Origin of the sequence: Streptomyces zhaozhouensis (genome assembly GCF_900230195.1) — a bacterium.
GTDB lineage: Bacteria > Actinomycetota > Actinomycetes > Streptomycetales > Streptomycetaceae > Streptomyces > Streptomyces zhaozhouensis.
In genome coordinates this window covers 163,954-180,784 of record NZ_OCNE01000003.1, presented here as the reverse complement: position 1 = coordinate 180,784, position 16,831 = coordinate 163,954, and the positions used below count along the sequence as shown (strand labels likewise).

Annotated in this window: 16 protein-coding genes; 13 read left to right on the top strand and 3 right to left on the bottom strand. The window is 74.5% G+C overall.

Features of this window, described 5'->3' with window-relative positions:
- Nucleotides 1–36 precede the first annotated feature (36 nt).
- On the bottom strand, nt 37–981 hold the full coding sequence (locus tag CRP51_RS06670; protein WP_097230319.1) for a 5'-3' exonuclease: 945 nt from the start codon (nt 979–981) through the stop codon (nt 37–39).
- Between the two features lie 244 nt (nt 982–1,225).
- Between CRP51_RS06670 and CRP51_RS06665 the strand changes: the two genes are divergently transcribed.
- From CRP51_RS06665 to mycP, 4 genes are all read left to right on the top strand, one after another.
- A complete protein-coding gene (locus CRP51_RS06665; RefSeq protein WP_097230318.1) occupies nt 1,226–2,428 on the top strand; it encodes a cation:proton antiporter in 1,203 nt (400 codons plus the stop codon).
- 183 nt (nt 2,429–2,611) lie between these two features.
- The gene (locus tag CRP51_RS06660; protein WP_097230075.1) at nt 2,612–3,604 is read left to right on the top strand and encodes a DUF2510 domain-containing protein; all 993 of its coding nucleotides are present in this window, start codon (nt 2,612–2,614) and stop codon (nt 3,602–3,604) included.
- Between the two features lie 70 nt (nt 3,605–3,674).
- Nucleotides 3,675–4,658, top strand: coding sequence for a hypothetical protein (locus CRP51_RS06655; protein WP_245880411.1), 984 nt, complete (start codon nt 3,675–3,677; stop codon nt 4,656–4,658).
- Nucleotides 4,655–5,857, top strand: a complete 1,203-nt coding sequence (mycP, locus tag CRP51_RS06650; protein WP_097230074.1) for a type VII secretion-associated serine protease mycosin — start codon at nt 4,655–4,657, stop codon at nt 5,855–5,857. The genes CRP51_RS06655 and mycP overlap by 4 nt, the downstream gene beginning before the upstream one ends.
- An 8-nt stretch (nt 5,858–5,865) precedes the next feature.
- Here the strand turns inward: mycP and CRP51_RS06645 are convergent, their stop codons facing one another.
- Nucleotides 5,866–6,858, bottom strand: a complete 993-nt coding sequence (locus CRP51_RS06645) for a serine hydrolase (protein ID WP_245880410.1) — start codon at nt 6,856–6,858, stop codon at nt 5,866–5,868.
- 163 nt (nt 6,859–7,021) lie between these two features.
- Between CRP51_RS06645 and CRP51_RS06640 the strand changes: the two genes are divergently transcribed.
- Complete coding sequence (locus tag CRP51_RS06640; protein ID WP_097230073.1) at nt 7,022–7,750, top strand: SseB family protein; 729 nt, start codon at nt 7,022–7,024, stop codon at nt 7,748–7,750.
- 105 nt (nt 7,751–7,855) lie between these two features.
- Complete coding sequence (locus CRP51_RS06635) at nt 7,856–8,671, top strand: MIP/aquaporin family protein (RefSeq protein WP_097230072.1); 816 nt, start codon at nt 7,856–7,858, stop codon at nt 8,669–8,671.
- Nucleotides 8,672–8,738: 67 nt separating this feature from the next.
- Here the strand turns inward: CRP51_RS06635 and CRP51_RS06630 are convergent, their stop codons facing one another.
- Nucleotides 8,739–9,110: a DUF1844 domain-containing protein gene (locus CRP51_RS06630; RefSeq protein ID WP_097230071.1), complete on the bottom strand. Its 372-nt coding sequence runs from the start codon at nt 9,108–9,110 to the stop codon at nt 8,739–8,741.
- A gap of 316 nt (nt 9,111–9,426) precedes the next feature.
- Here CRP51_RS06630 and infC point away from each other — a divergent pair, with 316 nt between their 5' ends.
- The 7 genes from infC (at nt 9,427) to pheT (ending at nt 16,798) form a co-directional block, all read left to right on the top strand.
- Nucleotides 9,427–10,041, top strand: a complete 615-nt coding sequence (infC, locus tag CRP51_RS06625; RefSeq protein ID WP_097230070.1) for a translation initiation factor IF-3 — start codon at nt 9,427–9,429, stop codon at nt 10,039–10,041.
- A gap of 58 nt (nt 10,042–10,099) precedes the next feature.
- Nucleotides 10,100–10,294, top strand: a complete 195-nt coding sequence (gene rpmI / locus CRP51_RS06620; RefSeq protein WP_097230069.1) for a 50S ribosomal protein L35 — start codon at nt 10,100–10,102, stop codon at nt 10,292–10,294.
- Nucleotides 10,295–10,404: 110 nt separating this feature from the next.
- A complete protein-coding gene (gene rplT / locus CRP51_RS06615; protein ID WP_097230068.1) occupies nt 10,405–10,788 on the top strand; it encodes a 50S ribosomal protein L20 in 384 nt (127 codons plus the stop codon).
- Nucleotides 10,789–10,928: 140 nt separating this feature from the next.
- On the top strand, nt 10,929–11,777 hold the full coding sequence (locus CRP51_RS06610) for a TrmH family RNA methyltransferase (RefSeq protein WP_097230067.1): 849 nt from the start codon (nt 10,929–10,931) through the stop codon (nt 11,775–11,777).
- Nucleotides 11,778–11,924: 147 nt separating this feature from the next.
- A complete protein-coding gene (locus CRP51_RS06605; protein WP_097230066.1) occupies nt 11,925–13,007 on the top strand; it encodes a sensor histidine kinase in 1,083 nt (360 codons plus the stop codon).
- Between the two features lie 138 nt (nt 13,008–13,145).
- On the top strand, nt 13,146–14,267 hold the full coding sequence (gene pheS, locus CRP51_RS06600; RefSeq protein ID WP_097230065.1) for a phenylalanine--tRNA ligase subunit alpha: 1,122 nt from the start codon (nt 13,146–13,148) through the stop codon (nt 14,265–14,267).
- A complete protein-coding gene (gene pheT / locus CRP51_RS06595) occupies nt 14,267–16,798 on the top strand; it encodes a phenylalanine--tRNA ligase subunit beta (protein WP_097230064.1) in 2,532 nt (843 codons plus the stop codon). Before pheS ends, pheT begins: the two co-directional genes overlap by 1 nt.
- The last annotated feature ends 33 nt before the right edge of the window (nt 16,799–16,831 follow it).

The window sequence follows — 16,831 nt, the reverse complement described above, 5'->3', positions numbered from 1 at the left end:
GCGTCGTCGCGGTGGGGGGCGGGCGCGGCCCGGCTGTCAGGCGCTCGCGCGGGACTCCAGGGCCGTCAGGAGGCGGGCGAGCGAGCCGCCCAGGCCCCAGCGACGGTCGAGGGCGGCCAGCGCCTCCGGGTCCGCGGGGGCCGAGGGGAGGGCCGCGTCCCGCTCGGGGAGCGGGAGGTCGGTGACCACCCGCACCACGCGGGGCGCGACGGCCAGGTAGTCGGCGGCCTCGCGCAGCCGCCGGCGCTGGGCGGGGGTCAGGGCCGAGGTCGGGTCGTCCAGGGCGGCCAGCACGCCGTGCAGGTCCCCGAAGGCGGCCAGCAGCTTGGCCGCCGTCTTCTCGCCGACGCCGGCCACCCCCGGCAGCCCGTCGCTCGGGTCGCCGCGCAGCAGCGCCAGCTCGGCGTAGCGCGGGCCGTCCACGCCGTACTTCTCGCGGAGAGCCGCCTCGTCGAAGGCCGCCAGATTCCCCATGCCGCGGACGGGGTAGAGAACACGCACCCCCCGGGAGTCGTCGACCAGCTGGAAGAGGTCGCGGTCACCGGTGACGATGTCCACCGGACCGGTGGCGCGGTGGCTGAGTGTGCCGATCACGTCGTCCGCCTCGTGCTCGGCCGCGCCGACGCGGAGGATGCCGACGGCGTCCAGCACCTCGTGGATCACCGGCACCTGGGGGCTGAGGGTGTCGGGCACCTCCTCGACGTTCGTCCCCTCGGGCACCTCGTCGGCCACGCGGTGGGCCTTGTAGGTGGGGATCAGCTCCACCCGCCAGGCGGGGCGCCAGTCCTCGTCCAGGCAGGCGACCAGGGCGTCGGGGCGGTGGTCGGTGACGAGCCGGGCGATGAAGTCCAGCAGGCCACGGACCGCGTTGACCGGGGTGCCGTCGGGGGCGCGGACCGAGTCCGGAACGCCGTGGTAGGCGCGGAAGTACAGCGAGGCGGTGTCGAGCAGCATCAGGCGAGTGGTCACAGCACGGATCATGCCGTACACCACCGACAAATTCGGCTCGCCCCCTGGTGGGCCGGAAATCGTTTGGTAAGCTAAATATTAACGATTTCTTGACGCTCACTTTGCCGAGCCGTCCGGACGCCGAGAAGGAGACTCTCACTTGCCGACGCCCACCCGACCCGGCACCCACTCTGGTCCCGCCGCTCACCTGCCCGTTTCCGCTTCGCTCCGCCCCCGGGGGTGATGCGGGATGGGACACGCTGACACCCTGCTCGCGATGGGCGGCGCCTTCGTCGCCGCCGCGATACTCGCCCGCCTCGGCGGCCGTATAGGCCTGCCCACGATTCCGCTCTTCATCCTGGCCGGCATACTCCTCGGCCCCAACACCCCCGGCTTCGTCCTGCTGGAGGACCCGCACGACCTGGAGATGCTCTCCGCGCTGGGCCTCGTGCTGCTGCTGTTCTACCTCGGCCTCGAGTTCCACATGGACGACCTCAAGACCGGCGGCAAGAAGATGGTGATCGCCGGCTGCACCTATCTGGTGCTGAACGTCGGCGCCGGCCTCGCGTTCGGCTTCGCGCTGGGCTGGGGCACCTCCGAGGCGTTGGTGCTCGCCGGTGTGCTGGGCATCTCGTCCTCGGCGATCGTCACCAAGATCCTGGTGGACCTCGGGCGCATCGGCAATCCCGAGACCAAGCCCATCCTGGGCATCATCGTGGTCGAGGACATCTTCCTCGCCCTCTACCTGGCCGCCCTCCAGCCGGTGATCTCCGGTTCCGAGAGCGCGGGGGAGACCGCCTGGCAGATCGCCAAGGCGTTCGGCTTCCTCCTGCTGCTGGCCGTCGCCGCCCGCTGGGGCACCAAGATCATCGGCCGGCTCTTCGCCACCAAGGACGACGAGCTGCTGGTGATCTCGTTCCTCGGTGCCGCCGTGCTGGTCTCGGGGATCGCCGAGCAGTTCGGTGTCGCCGACGCCATCGCCGCGTTCATGGTGGGCCTCATCCTGGGCAACACCAGCAGCGGCGAACGGATCAGGGAGCTGGTCCACCCGCTGCGCGACGCGTTCGCCGCGATCTTCTTCTTCGGCTTCGGCCTCTCGATCGCGCCCGGCGACCTGCCGACCGTGATCTGGCCGGTGCTGATCGCCGTTCTGATCACCGTGGTGATGAACGTCGGGGCCGGTCTGGTCACCGCCCGGATCTACGGATTCGGCGCGCTGCCCACCGCCAACGTCTCCACCACGCTCGTCGCCAGGGGCGAGTTCGCGCTGATCCTGGCCACCATGGCCGCGGCGGCCGGGCTCGACGACCGGCTCTCGCCGTTCATCGCCGGCTACGTGCTGATCCTCGCGGTGCTCGCACCACTGGTCGCCGGGCGTTCGCACTGGCTGGCCAAGGTGCTGCCAGGTAGCAAGGACGAGCTGTCCGACGGCGCGGAGGCCGCCGTGCCCGAGCCGGAGCCGGCGGGCTCCGGCAGGTAGCGCCGCCACCGGGGCGGGAAGGTTCCCCACGGGGCCGCGCCCAGGGCCGTGTGCCTCCCGCCGCGTCCCCGCCGTCACTCGCTTCGCACCGTCAACGCCCGGCAGCCGCCGGGCGTTGACGGTTATCGGGCGTCATCGACCGAACACTGGTCGCGACGGCGCGGGGTGTGAGAAGTTCGGTCCGTGAGCCAGAGCACACCGCCCGGCTGGTACGCGGACCCGGGCCGGTCAACGGACGAGCCGCCGCGCGAACGGTGGTGGGACGGCGCGGCGTGGACCGCCACGACGCGGCCGGCCGAGAACGCGCCCACCCGCACACCGACCGTCCCCTCCCTGCCGCTGGACCCGGCGGGCGGCCCGCACACGCTGCCCACGCTCCCCGGCGACCGGCCGCTGGCCGAGCCGGAGGCGCCGCCGGAGCCCCCTCCCGCGCCCGAGGCCGAGGCCGAGGCCGTGGACCAGGCGGAGGCGCGCGGGCGGCGGCGGGACCGGGCGGTCATCGGCTTCGGGCTGCTGGGCCTCGCGCTGACCGGGGCCCTGGTCGCCGCGCTGCTGCTCGGCGACGACGGGCGGTCCGGCTCCCCGCCCGCCGAGGGCACCGGGCCGCCGCCCTCGGCGGGCGAGAGCCCGGACGACGGGCAGCCGCCGCCGGACGCCGGCCCGTTGAGCGAGGGCCGGGTGGCCGGCGTGGCCCTCCCGGTGCCCGAGCAGTGGAGCGAACGCCCCGGCGAGTCCCTCGTCTCCCTCGCGTACGGGGCCTACCCCTGCCCGGCCGACGCCGCCCTCGACTGCCTGGCCGGCGCCGCGACGCTGCACGCGCTGCCCGGCGCGGGGACGCTCTCGGTGGAGGGCGCCGCGCGCTCCGACGTCGTCGCCTTCCAGCGGGACGCCTACCCCGCCGAGGCGTACGGCGGGGTCTTCGGCGCCGACGAGCTGTCCGCGGGCTCCGTCACCGTGGCCGGGGAGCCCGGGTTCCGGGTGCGGGTCGGGCTGACCACGCCGTTCAGCTCGGCGGTGGTGGAGAGCGTCGCCTTCGTCGCGCCCGGCGACCCGTCCACCCTGCTGGTGCTGCGACTGAGTTGGGACGACGTGGGGCAGGCGCCCCCGATGTCCGATCTGGAGCTGATTCTCGACGGCACGGCGGCGGTCTCGGACGGGCCAGGTACCGCTGCCTAGCCGCGCGCCCTTAAAGTAAGCCCGTTCACGTGTGACCAGCAGGTCGCCGGTTGGCCGGGGAGTGGGGCGGATGAACACCGAGCAGGGGCCGCGTTCGATCCCCGTCTCCTCGCTCGCCCCTGTGCCCCCGCCCCGGCAGGCGCCCGGCGCCCCGCCGCCGCGCCCCGCGGCGCCGCCGAGCCCCTACGGACCGCCTCCGCCCAGCGCGCCGCCCCCGCCCGGCGCCCCGCCGCGCCCGTTCACCACCCCGCCGTCCGCGGGGCGCCCCCAGGCGCGCGCCTGGCGCACCGTCGGCGCGCGGGTCCCGCTGCGGCTGGTCGGCGCCGTGGTCTGCCTGGTGCTCGGCACCGGGCTGCTGGGCGGCGCCGCCGCCGGCGCCTGGCTGGCCGGCGGCGACGAGCGCCAGCAGGCGGCCGAGGCCGCCTGGGAGGACGGCAGGGAGCTGTGGCGCGAGGTGCCGGTGGACGAGCTGTTCCCGCCGGAGCTGACCGCCGAGGACGCCGGCCCCGGCGGGGCCGACCGGCGCTGGGTGCGGCTCGGCGTCGCGCCCGACAGCGGCTGCGCCGACGCGTTCGACCCGCTGCTGACCGAGGTGCTCTCCGCCGTCGGCTGCCACCGCCTGATACGCGCGACCTACGCCGACGAGACGGAGACCACGGTGACCACCGTCGGCCTGCTCTTCACCACCGCCGACGCCGCGGGGACGGGCGTGCTGGCGGAGCGTTTCGCCGAGGAGGGCCTGGCCGAGCGGCCCGACCTGCTGCCGCGCGCCTTCCCGGTCGAGGGCACGGCGGCGGCCGGCTTCGGCGACGCGCAGCGCGCCGCGTGGACCGTGGCCGTGGAGGACCGCCTCCCCGTCGTGGCCTGGTCGGTGACCGGCTTCGCCGACGGCCGGCCGGTCCCCGAGCCGACGCCGTCCGCCGAGGCGACGGCAGAGGACGCGGACGGCGCCGTCGCGCTGGCGGGACTCGGGCACGACAGCGCGGGCATCCTCGACCGGGTCGCCGACCGGCTGCGCCAGGCGCACGAGGAGCGCGTGGGGGAGACCGCATGAGCCGGCGCGCGACGCGCGGGGCGCGACTGGCCGTCACGACGGGCGCCGTCCTTGCGGTGCTGTGGGGCACGACCACGCCGGCCGCCGCCGACTCCATCCGGGAGCAGCAGCGCTGGGCGCTGGACGCGGTGCGGGCGCCGGACGCCTGGCAGTTCACCCGGGGCGAGGGCGTGACCGTCGCCGTCCTGGACACCGGCGTGGACACCGGCCATCCCGACCTCGTCGACAACGTCGAGGGCGGCTGGGACTTCGTGCGGATGGGCGCCGAGCCGGGAGACGAGCACTGGGCCGCCCACGGCACCGCGATGGCCGGCATCATCGCCGGCCACGGCCACGGACGTCAGCGCGGCGACGGCGTGCTCGGCGTGGCGCCCGAGGCCGGCGTGCTGCCGGTCCGGGTGCTGCTCGAGGACGACGACCCGCAGCGCGACCGGGCCAGGGACGAACGCGCGGGCGCCCTCGCCGAGGGCATCCGGTGGGCCGCCGACCAGGGCGCCGACGTGATCAACCTCTCGCTCGGCGACGACAGCGCCTCCGCCCACCCGGACCCCGAGGAGGACGCGGCGGTCCGCTACGCCCTGGAGAAGGGCGCCGTGGTGGTCGCCTCCGCGGGCAACGGCGGCGAGAAGGGCGACCCCGTCTCCTACCCGGCCGGCTATCCCGGGGTCATCGCCGTCGCCGCGGTGGACCGGGGCGGCAGCCCCGCCGAGTTCTCCACCCGCCGCTGGTACGCGACGATCAGCGCGCCGGGCAAGGACGTGATCGTCGCCGACCCCGACGGCCGCTACTACACGGGCTGGGGCACCTCGGCCGCCGCCGCCTTCGTCTCCGGCGCCGCCGCGCTGCTGCTCTCCGCCCACCCCGACCTCCCGCCGGCCGAGGTGCGCCGGCTGCTCACCGAGACCGCCCAGGACACCCCCGAGGGCGGCCGGAACGACGCGGTGGGCAGCGGGGTGGTGGACGCGGCCGCGGCGATCGAGGCGGCCAACGAGGCGGCCGGGACCCCGGCGGCCGACCAGGGCGGCACCTACGCCGGCGAGTTCTTCGGTCCGGGGCCGGCGACCGAGTCCGCCGGCGGCGGCGGCACCGACTGGCTGGCGCCGGCGGCCGGCGCCGCGGGGGTGCTGCTGCTGGGCACCGGCGGGACGCTGCTCTTCCGCCGCTTCTGGCTCGGCGGGCTGCCGGCCAGGTCCGACTGAGGGTCCGGTCAGGTCACCGGCGCCGCGTCCTCCGCCAGGGACTGCACGGCCCGCTGGGCGGCCCACTCGACGGCGGCGATGCCGGTCTGCTGGTCCGAGTGGCCGTCCGAGACCACGGCGACCAGGTAGTCGTGGCCGCCCGAGGAGACCCAGCCGATGCTGTTGACGTCCCAAAGACCGGTCTCGCTCCTGGGCAGCCAGCCGTTCTTCAGACCGAAGCCCGCGAGGTCGTCTCCGCCCGCGTCGGCCGCCGCGGATATCCCCCAGCGCTGGCCGTCGACGACCGAGCCCATCAGCCCGCGTAGATAGTCCTGCGAGGCGGGCTCCAACGGCGAGTCGGGCGCGTAGACCGCGCGCAGCAGGGCCAGTTGGTCGGCGCTGGTGGTCTGCGTCAGCCCCCAGTGGCCGCCGGCTCCGGGCACGGTGGCGGTCAGGCCCAGCCGCGCGTTGGCCTCGTTCAGCCCGGTGGAGCCGCCGATCAGCCACCACAGGGCGTCGGTCGCCGCGTTGTCGCTCTGCCGGATCATCAGCTCGGCGCGCTCGCGCTCCTCCGCGCTCAGCCCCCGGTCCTCGTCCTGCGCCTTGAGGAGCAGCGCCGCCAGCACGTTGACCTTCACGATGCTGGCGGTGTCGAAGCGCTGGCTGCCGAAGGACGCGGTCCGCCCGCTGTCCAGCGCCAGCACCGAGACCGAGAGCCGCGCGTCCGGCCCGGTCGGCAGCCCGAGCATCGAGGTGGCCAGCCGCGCGTTCGCCGCCCGGTCGGGGACCAGCAGGTGGGGCGACAGCTGGGAGGGGCCCGCCTGGTCCGAGGTGCTCTCGCCGGCCTCGGGAGGCGCGCCCGCCTGTATTCGGTCGGGGGACGGGTCGGTCAGCTCACCGTCGGCCGTCATGTCCGCTGCGTCTCCCCCCACGGCGAACGCCAGCAGCGTGCCGGCGAGCGCCGTGTTCACCAGCAGGGTGGGACGCGGCCGCCGTCCGGGGTGCCGGGCGTTCTGATGCATAGTCCTGAACGGTAACCCGCACATTCGCACGAGTCATCGGCGAATGTGTGAAAAACGGGTAACAGTGCGTGAGGAGGAACGTGGTCCTCCGCTCCCGTCGCCCACCGAAGGCGCCGCCTCACCCGCCGGAGGGGGTGTCCCACGCGCTGGATACCCTCTACGGATGGCGCTGAAGAACATCCCGAGGCCCGCGTTCGCCGACGACGACGGCACCGCGGATCCCGCGCTGCGCGCCGCCCTCGACGCGTGGGCGGCCGACCCGGCGCCGGGCGCCGAGGCCGTCGTGGGGGCGCTGGCGCGGGCGCGGCTGCTGGCCGGGGTGGTCGCGGTCCTCGGCGAGGAGGAGACCGACGAGGCCGGGCGGCGCCGGGAGAAGAGCAGCGAGATGGCGTTGCTCACGCTGGAGCTGCCCGGGGGCCGTCGCGCCCTGCCCGTCTTCACCGCCCTGGAGACGCTCGCCCGCTGGCAGCCCGAGGCGCGCCCCGTGCCGGTCACCGCGTCCCAGGCGCTGGCGGCCGCCGTGCAGGAGGGCGCCGGCGCCCTGGTGCTCGACGTCGCGGGCCCCGTCACCTTCGAGGTCGTCGGCCCGGCGCTGCGCGCCCTCGCCGGCGGCGGGCCGCCGGCCGAGCACCCGGAGGTGCTGGCCGCGGTGCGCGAGGTGCTGGCCGCCCAGCCGGCCGTCGCCGCCGCCCGGCTGGTCGCCGGCGGCGAGGCGGACGGCACGCTGGCCGTGCTGCTGGACGCCGAGGCGGACCCGGCCGCCGTGGCGCGCCCGCTGGTCGCCGCCCTCGCGGCACACCCCACGCTCCGCCTCCACCTCGTGCGCGGCCTCAGCCTCGCCGTGCTGCCGCCGGGCACCGCCCTGCCGGGGGAGCCCGACTACCGGCGCTGACGCCGCCCGGCGGGCGCGGCGTCACCCGGACGGCGCGGCCGGGAGTGCGACGCGGCGTGGGGTCGCCAAGACTGCCAGCAGATCCGCTAGGCACGGGAGGCGTCCATGTCCGCCGAGACCTCCACCTCTGCCGATGCCTCCGCCGGAGGCGTCGGGGAGCACGACCCCAGGGCACTGGCCGCCGAGGCCTTCGGAACGCTGGTCCTGGTCTTCTTCGCCGTCGGTTCGGCCGTCCTCGCCGGGGAGTTCATCGGCTCCCTGGGCATCGCGCTGACCTTCGGCTTCGCCCTGCTGGGGCTCGTCTACGCGCTGGGGCCGACCTCCGGCGCCCACTTCAACCCCGCCGTCACCCTCGGCATGTTGCTGGCCGGCCGGATGTCGCCGCGCGCGGCCGGCTGGTACTGGCTGGCGCAGCTGGCCGGCGCGCTCGTCGGCTCCGCGCTGCTCTTCCTCGTGGCGCACCAGGTGCCGGGACTGAAGACGGGCGAGGCGTTCGGCAGCAACGGCTACGGCCACCGTTCGGCGGTCGGCCTCTCCATCGCCGGCTCCTTCGTCACCGAGGTGATGCTGACGGCGCTGCTGGTCTTCGTCTATCTCTCGGTCGCCCGCCGGGTGACGCTGGGCAGCCTCGACGGCCTGCCGATCGGCCTCACGCTCGCCGCCGTCTCCCTGGTGGGCATCCCGCTCACCGGCGCCTCGGTCAACCCGGCGCGCAGCATCGGCCCGGCGATCTTCGCCGGCGGCGACGCGCTGATCCAGCTCTGGCTCTTCGTCCTGGCGCCGCTGGTCGGCGCGGCCATCGCGGTGCTGGCGCACCGCCTCACCCACGAGGAGCCGCACGGTTGGTTCTCCGACATCCCGTTCCTCTCCCGGAAGAACGGGAACGGCCGGGGGAAGGCGGGCGCCGCCGGCCGTTCCTGACGCCTCGCGCGGTGCCGGCCGTGAGGGGCCGGGCCGCGTCCCGGCGGGACGGCGCGGCCGGAGGGGATCAGCCGAAGACCGGGCCGGTGTACTTCTCGCCGGGGCCCTGGCCGGGCTCGTCCGGGACGGCGGAGGCCTCGCGGAAGGCGAGCTGGAGCGACTTCAGGCCGTCCCGCAGCGGCGCCGCGTGGTACGAGCCGACCTCGGTGGCGCTGGCGGTGACCAGGCCGGCCAGCGCGGTGATCAGCTTCCTGGCCTCGTCCAGGTCCTTGTGGCCCTCGCCGTCCTCGGCCAGGCCCAGGTTGACCGCGGCCGAGCTCATCAGGTGCACCGCCACCGTGGTGATCACCTCGACCGCCGGCACCTCGGCGATGTCCCGGGTAAGGTCCGCCACCTGCGGGCTCGGCTCCTGGCCGGCCACGGCCGCTTCGTCGCTCATGGCGACCACCCTAGGCCCCGGCGCCCGCGCACCCCGACCGGCGGTCCGGTTCGCGCGGTGCCCGAGCTGGTGTATTCTGGAGCGTGACCGGCCGGACACCTGTGTGTACGGCCCGCAAGTGGAGGCTCCGCGCTCCCACCTTACTGGCCCTCGGGCCGGGAGGTCTCTGGTCAGGCAGCGCCTCACGGTCACGCCGTGTGGGTGCTCCCGGTCTGTGTTTCGGAGCCCCGCCTGTGTGCCGGTCGGGGCGTTTTTTGTTGCCCCGGATGCCCGGCGGTCACACGATCTATCCGGCACGGCTGTCCGCCAGGCATCCGTGCGGCGCAACCGAGGAGGCCCCATCAGCGCCGAGCCCCGTATCAACGACCGGATTCGCGTCCCCGAGGTGCGACTCGTCGGTCCCAGTGGCGAGCAGGTCGGCATCGTGCCGCTTGCCAAGGCCCTGGAGCTTGCCCAGGAGTACGACCTGGACCTGGTCGAGGTGGCGGCCAACGCCCGCCCGCCGGTCTGCAAGCTCATGGACTACGGAAAGTTCAAGTACGAGTCGGCCATGAAGGCCCGTGAGGCGCGCAAGAACCAGGCGCACACGGTCATCAAGGAGATGAAGCTCCGGCCGAAGATCGATCCGCACGACTATGACACCAAGAAGGGTCATGTCGTCCGGTTCCTCAAGCAGGGGGACAAGGTCAAGATCACGATCATGTTCCGCGGCCGTGAGCAGTCCCGCCCCGAGCTGGGCTTCCGACTGCTCCAGCGGCTCGCCGAGGACGTCCAGGATCTGGGCTTTGTCGAGTCCAACCCCAAGCAGGACGGCCGAAACATGATCATGGTTCTCGGTCCGCACAAGAAGAAGACCGAGGCGATGGCCGAGGCGCGTGAGGCCCAGGCCGCCCGCAAGGCCGAACGCCAGAAGGGGAAGACGACGGCCTGACACGGGCCGCCTTCCCCGCGGGTTCACTGGACAGAAGAACGAGGAGAGTACGGCGATCATGCCGAAGAACAAGACGCACACCGGTACCGGCAAGCGGTTCAAGGTCAGTGGCTCGGGCAAGGTGATGCGCCAGCGCGCCGGTCGCCGTCACTACCTGGAGCACAAGCCCTCCACCCTGACCCGCCGCCTGGCCGGCACCACGGAGACCGCTCCGGCCGACGCCAAGAGGATCAAGAAGCTTCTCGGCAAGTGATCCGCGCCGACCGCCCGCCCCGTCGGGCGGAGGCGGTCGGCGGATCGACCGGGACCCATCCGTTCCGGGCCGTGTGACCTTTCCACGGCCCCGCTACAAGGAGTACACACGTGGCACGCGTCAAGCGGGCAGTCAACGCCCACAAGAAGCGCAGGGCGATCCTCGAACAGGCCAGCGGCTACCGCGGCCAGCGCTCGCGGCTGTACCGCAAGGCGAAGGAGCAGGTCACCCACTCCCTCGTCTACAACTACAACGACCGCAAGAAGCGCAAGGGCGACTTCCGGCAGCTGTGGATCCAGCGGATCAACGCCGCCGCCCGCGCCAACGGCGTCACCTACAACCGCTTCATCCAGGGCCTGAAGGCCGCTGAGATCGAGGTGGACCGCAAGATGCTCGCCGAGCTGGCCGTCAACGACCCGTCCGCCTTCGCGGCGCTGGTCGAGACCGCCCAGAAGGCCCTGCCGAGCGACGTCAACGCGCCCAAGGCCGCCTGAGCGACTCCGCTCTTCCCGGACCCGCAGGTTCCCTGGCCTGCGGGTCCGTCGCTTCCCCCGTGCCGGCCGGTCCCGCACGGGTGGGGGAGGCTTCTCCACCGCCGTTCCACCGCCGTCGTACCGAAGCGAGTCCGCCGTTCATGGCCCCTGGCACCCAGCTGACCTCAGCGCGTTCCCCCCGCGTGGCCGCCGCCCGCCGGCTGGCGCGGCGCAGCCTGCGGGGGCGCGAGCGGCGCTTTTTGGCGGAGGGGCCGCAGGCGGTCAGGGAGGCGGTGGCGCACCGCTCGGGTGCCGGCGAGGCGACGCTGCGGGAGCTGTTCGTCAGCCCGGAGGCGGCCGAGCGCTACGCCGAGGTGGTCGAGGCGGCCGAGGCCGCCGGCGCCCGGGTCCACCGGGCCGACCCGGAGGTCGTCGCGTCGATCTCGCAGACGGTGACCCCGCAGGGGCTCGTGGGGGTCTGCGCCTTCCTGGACCGTCCGTTCGCCGAGGTGCTCGCCGCGGGGCCCCGGCTGGTCGCGGTGCTGGCGCACGTCCGGGACCCGGGGAACGCCGGAACGGTCCTGCGCTGTGCCGACGCCGCCGGCGCCGACGCGGTGGTGCTGACCGACGCGTCGGTCGACCTGTACAACCCGAAGGCGGTGCGTGCCTCCGTCGGCAGCCTGTTCCATCTGCCGGTGGCCGTCGGCGTTCCGGTGGCCGAGGCGGTCACCGGCCTGCGCGGCGCCGGGGTGCGGGTGCTGGCCGCCGACGGCGGGGGCGCGCGCGATCTGGACGACGAGCTGGACGAGGGGACCATGGGCGGCCCCACCGCCTGGATATTCGGCAACGAGGCGTGGGGACTGCCCGAGGAGACGACGCGGCTGGCCGACGCGGTGGTGCGGGTGCCGATCCACGGCGCGGCGGAGAGCCTGAACCTGGCGACCGCGGCCGCCGTCTGCCTCTACGCGTCGGCGCGGGCCCAGCGGCGCCCCGGCGGCCGTCGTCCCTGACGCCTCCCACAACGTTCGCCCCCGAGGGCTGTCGCCGCGGCAGGTGCTCTGGCGGGGGTCCACGCGGGATGATTGCCTGTTCAATCGACCCCGTTTCGGGGTGGGTTGGGTGTGCTCGGTGCGAACCACTGGGAGAGGGGCGAGGGGATGGAGAGAGCGGTCGGTGCCGGGGAGCCCGCGCGGGTGCACCCCGACGACCTGCCCGACGGGCTGGTGATCGCCGACCACCGGGGGGTGGTGGTGTGTTGCAACGTCGCGGCGGCCCGGCTGACCGGGACGCCGGCGGCCCAGGCGGTGGGGCTGCCGATCGAGCGGGCGCTGCCGCTGGAGGACCCGGACGGCAGGCCCTGGTGGCGGCTCACCGACCCGTACGGCGGGCTGGCGACCCGCACCGGTCAGCCGGAGCGGAACCTCTTACTGCCCGGCGCGCGGGAGGTGCTGGTCTCCGCGCGCTACGTCAGGGACCGGCCCTCGGGGGAGGTGACGCGGCTGGTGGTCACGTTGCGCGGCACCGAGGCGCGCCAGCGTACCGAGCGGGGGAACGCGGAGCTGATCGCCACCGTGGCCCACGAGTTGCGCTCGCCGCTGACCTCGGTGAAGGGCTTCACGGCGACGCTGCTGGCGCGCTGGGAGCGGTTCACCGACGACCAGAAGCGGCTGATGCTCCAGACCGTCGACAGCGACGCGGACCGGGTCACCCGGCTGATCACGGAGCTGCTTGACGTCTCCCGGATCGACTCCGGCCGGCTGGAGATCCGCCGGCAGCCCGTCGCGCTGGACGAGGCGGTGCGGCGGCGGGTGGACGCGCTGATCAACGGTGGTCTGGACCCCGAACGCTTCCTGTTGGACATCCAGGACGAACTGCCCAGCCTCTGGGCCGACCCGGACAAGATCGACCAGGTTCTGGTCAACCTGCTGGAAAACGCGGTGCGTCACGGAAGCGGTAGGGTCACCATTGGGGTGCACCGAGCACCCGCGACCAGGACCCGCCAGGAAGGGACGGCCGTCACCGTGAGCGACGAGGGCCCCGGCATCCCCGAGGACGCCATGCAGCGGGTCTTCACGCGTTTCTGGCGCGGCAGCCAGCACGGCGGCACCGGCCTCGGGCTCTACATCGTCAAGGGCATCGTCGAGGCGCACGGGGGCACGGTCACCGTCGGCCGCTCCACGGGGGGCGGCGCGCGCTTCCGATTTATCCTGCCCGCGGGCACCCCGGCCTTTCTCCGCTGACGTCCCACCGGACCAGCGCGGCCGGCCCCGTGGGCCCACCCAGGCGTGTCCAGGCCGCCGCACACCCCCCTTAGACTCGGGTCCCGGGTCCGCGCGGGGCCGCGGCGGAGCCCAAGCCATCAGGAAGCACGGGAAGAGATGTCGGCACCCAACAAGTCGTACGACCCGGTCGAGGTCGAGGCACTGAAACCAGAGGAGATCGACGGGGCCAGGGACGCGGCGCTCGCCGCGTTCGAGGCCGCCGCCGACCTGGAGGCGCTGCGCGAGGCCAAGATCGCGCACACGGGCGACCGTTCGCCGCTGGCGCTGGCCAACCGGGAGATCGGCGCGCTGCCGCCGCAGGCCAAGGCCGCCGCCGGCAAGCGCGTGGGCCAGGCGCGAGGCGCGGTCAACAAGGCGCTCGCCGCCCGGCAGGCCGTGCTGGAGGCGGAGCGGGACGAGCGCGTGCTGGTCGAGGAGGCGGTGGACGTCACCCTCCCCTACGACCGCGCGCCCGTCGGCGCCCGGCACCCGTTGACCACCCTCTCGGAGCGGATCGAGGACATCTTCGTGGCCATGGGCTACGAGGTGGCCGAGGGGCCCGAGGTGGAGACGGAGTGGTTCAACTTCGACGCGCTCAACCTGGACCCCGACCACCCGGCGCGCTCCACGCACGACACCTTCTTCGTCGCCGACGAGCGGGGCGGCCCGGACTCGGGCCTGGTGCTGCGCACCCACACCTCGCCGGTGCAGATCAGGTCGCTGCTGGACCGCGAGCCGCCCGTCTACGTGATCTGCCCGGGACGCACCTACCGCAGCGACGAGCTGGACGCCACGCACACCCCGGTCTTCGGGCAGGTCGAGCTGCTGGCGGTCGACGAGGGGCTGACCATGGCCGACCTCAAGGGCACGCTGGACCACATGGTCCAGTCGCTCTTCGGCCCGGAGATGCGGACCCGGCTGCGGCCCAACTACTTCCCGTTCACCGAGCCCTCCGCCGAGATGGACATGGTCTGCTTCCGCTGCCACGGCGAGTCCGTGGGCGACCCGGACCGGCCCTGCCGCACCTGTGCCAGCGAGGGCTGGATCGAGCTGGGCGGCTGCGGCGTGGTCAACCCCAGGGTGCTCGTCGCCTGCGGGATCGACCCGGAGCGCTACAGCGGCTTCGCCTTCGGCTTCGGCATCGAGCGGATGCTGATGTTCCGGCACGGCGTCGCCGACATGCGGGACATCATCGAGGGTGACGTGCGGTTCACCCGGCCGTTCGGGAGTGAGATCTGATGCGCGTGCCCCTTTCCTGGCTCCGGGAGTACGTCGACCTGCCGTCCGAGGTCGACGGGCGCGAGGTGGCCACCCGGCTGATCTCCGCCGGTCTGGAGGTCGAGCTGGTCGAGCGCCTGGGCGCCGACCTGACCGGCCCGCTGGTGGTCGGACGGGTCCTCGCCATCGAGGAGCTGACCGAGTTCAAGAAGCCGATCCGCTACTGCCAGGTCGACGTCGGCCAGGCCAACGGCACCGGCGAGCCGCAGAACATCATCTGCGGCGCGACCAACTTCGCCGTCGGCGACAAGGTCGTCGTGGTCCTGCCGGGCGCGGTGCTGCCCGGCGGGTTCAAGATCTCGGCGCGCAAGACCTACGGACACGTCTCCGAGGGCATGATCTGCTCGGCGCGCGAGCTGGGCGTCGGCGAGGACCACGACGGCATCATGGTGCTGCCGCCCGAGCACGAGGTGGGCACGGACGCCATCACGCTGCTCGAACTCCTCGACGAGGTGCTGGACATCGCGGTCACCACCGACCGCGGCTACTGCCTGTCGATGCGCGGCGTCGCGCGGGAGACGGCCACCGCGTTCGGGCTGCCGCTGCGCGACCCGGCGCTGCTGGACGTGCCGGCGGCCGGCGGCCCGGGGCACCCGGTGCGGATCGAGGACGAGACGGCCTGCGACCGCTTCGTCGCCCGCACGGTCTCCGGGGTGCGGCCCGACGCCAGGTCGCCGATCTGGATGCGCCGCCGGCTCCAGAAGTCGGGGATGCGGCCGGTGTCGTTGGCCGTCGACATCACCAACTACGTGATGCTGGAGCTGGGTCAGCCCCTGCACGCCTACGACGCGGCCCGGCTGAACGGCACGATCGTGGTCCGCCGCGCGGCGGAGGGGGAGCGGCTGACGACGCTCGACGGCGTCGAACGGAAGCTGCACCCGGAGGACCTGGTCATCGCCGACGACCGGGGGCCCGTCGGCCTCGCCGGCGTGATGGGCGGCGCGGACACCGAGATCGCGGACGCCCCGCACGAGCCGCGCAGCCCGCTGGCGCCCGAGGTGGGCACCACCGACATCGTGGTCGAGGCCGCGCACTTCGACGCGGTCACCATCGCGAGGGCCTCCCGCCGCCACCGGCTGAGCAGCGAGGCGTCGCGCCGCTTCGAGCGGGGCGTGGACCCGGCGGCGGCCGGCGCCGCCGCGCAACGCGCCGTGGACCTGCTGGTGTTGCTCGCCGGCGGCACGGCGGGCGAGGGCGTCACCGACGTCGGGACGCCGGCCCCGCCGGCCACCGTCGAGATGCGCGCCGACCACCCCGACCGGGTGGCGGGCGTGACCTACGGCCGGGAGGTCGTGGTCCGCCGGCTCCAGGAGGTCGGCTGCGCGGTCGACGGCTCCGACATCCTGGACGTCACGGCGCCGACCTGGCGTCCCGACCTGACGGAGCCGAACGACCTGGCCGAGGAGGTGCTGCGGCTGGAGGGCTACGAGTCGCTGCCCTCCACGCTGCCCAGGCCCCCGGCCGGGCGCGGCCTGACCGAGGGGCAGCGGCTGCGCCGCCGGGTGGGCCGCGCGCTGGCCGGCGCCGGCTATGTCGAGACGCTCAACTACCCGTTCGTGGGCGAGAAGGCGCTGGACGCGCTGGGCCTGCCGGAGGACGACCCGCGGCGCCGCGCGGTGCGGCTGGCCAACCCGCTCTCCGAGGAGGAGCCGCAGCTGCGCACCACGCTGCTGCCGGGGCTGCTGGAGACGTTGCGCCGCAACCACGGGCGGGGCGGCGGTGACCTGGCGCTCTTCGAGAGCGGCCTGGTCTTCCGGCCGACCGGCCTGGAGCCGGCGGCGATCCGGCCGCCGGTCACGCGTCGGCCGACCGACGAGGAGATCGCCGCGCTCCGGGCGTCGGTGCCGCCGCAGCCGCGTTCCGTGGCCGTGGTGCTGGCCGGCGCCAGGGAGCCCGGCGGCTGGTGGGGGAGCGAGCGCCCCGCCGCCTGGGCCGACGCCGTCGAGGCCGCCCGGGTGGTGGCCCGCGAGGCGCGGGTGGAGCTGATCGTGGAACGCGACCAGCACGCCCCCTGGCACCCCGGTCGCTGCGCGGCGCTGCGGATGCGGGTGGCGGGCGAGCGCCTGCTGGTCGGGCACGCGGGCGAGCTGCATCCCCGGGTGGTGAAGGCGCTGGGGCTCCCGGAGCGCTCCTGCGCGATGGAGCTCCACCTCGACCTGCTGAAGGGCGCCTCCGGCGGCCCGGTGGCCGCGCCCGACATCTCCACCTTCCCGGTGGCCACCCAGGACGTGGCGCTGGTGGTGGACAACGCGGTGCCCGCCGCCGAGGTGGAGGGTGCGCTGCGCGCCGGCGCCGGCGAACTGCTGGAGTCCGTGCGGCTGTTCGACGTCTTCACCGGCGAACAGCTGGGCGCCGGACGGAAGTCGCTGGCCTACGCGCTGCGCTTCCGCGCCCCCGACCGGACGCTGACGGCCGAGGAGGCCACCGCGGCCCGCGAGGCGGCCGTGGCGACGGCGATCTCCCGCACGGGGGCGACGCTGCGGGGCGCGTGACGCCGGGGGCGTGACGCCGGGCGGTGCGGCGGC

Excerpts from the sequence above, each read along its gene's own strand:
- rpmI (WP_097230069.1), top strand. The coding sequence starts at position 10,100 with ATGCCGAAGAACAAGACGCACACCGGTACCGGCAAGCGGTTCAAGGTC.
- CRP51_RS06640 (WP_097230073.1), top strand. The coding sequence starts at position 7,022 with ATGGCGCTGAAGAACATCCCGAGGCCCGCGTTCGCCGACGACGACGGC.
- CRP51_RS06670 (WP_097230319.1), bottom strand. The coding sequence starts at position 981 with ATGATCCGTGCTGTGACCACTCGCCTGATGCTGCTCGACACCGCCTCG.
- pheS (WP_097230065.1), top strand. The coding sequence starts at position 13,146 with ATGTCGGCACCCAACAAGTCGTACGACCCGGTCGAGGTCGAGGCACTG.
- CRP51_RS06665 (WP_097230318.1), top strand. The coding sequence starts at position 1,226 with ATGGGCGGCGCCTTCGTCGCCGCCGCGATACTCGCCCGCCTCGGCGGC.
- CRP51_RS06605 (WP_097230066.1), top strand. The coding sequence starts at position 11,925 with ATGGAGAGAGCGGTCGGTGCCGGGGAGCCCGCGCGGGTGCACCCCGAC.
- pheT (WP_097230064.1), top strand. The coding sequence starts at position 14,267 with ATGCGCGTGCCCCTTTCCTGGCTCCGGGAGTACGTCGACCTGCCGTCC.
- CRP51_RS06655 (WP_245880411.1), top strand. The coding sequence starts at position 3,675 with ATGAACACCGAGCAGGGGCCGCGTTCGATCCCCGTCTCCTCGCTCGCC.
- CRP51_RS06630 (WP_097230071.1), bottom strand. The coding sequence starts at position 9,110 with ATGAGCGACGAAGCGGCCGTGGCCGGCCAGGAGCCGAGCCCGCAGGTG.
- CRP51_RS06645 (WP_245880410.1), bottom strand. The coding sequence starts at position 6,858 with ATGCATCAGAACGCCCGGCACCCCGGACGGCGGCCGCGTCCCACCCTG.
- mycP (WP_097230074.1), top strand. The coding sequence starts at position 4,655 with ATGAGCCGGCGCGCGACGCGCGGGGCGCGACTGGCCGTCACGACGGGC.
- CRP51_RS06610 (WP_097230067.1), top strand. The coding sequence starts at position 10,929 with ATGGCCCCTGGCACCCAGCTGACCTCAGCGCGTTCCCCCCGCGTGGCC.
- CRP51_RS06635 (WP_097230072.1), top strand. The coding sequence starts at position 7,856 with ATGTCCGCCGAGACCTCCACCTCTGCCGATGCCTCCGCCGGAGGCGTC.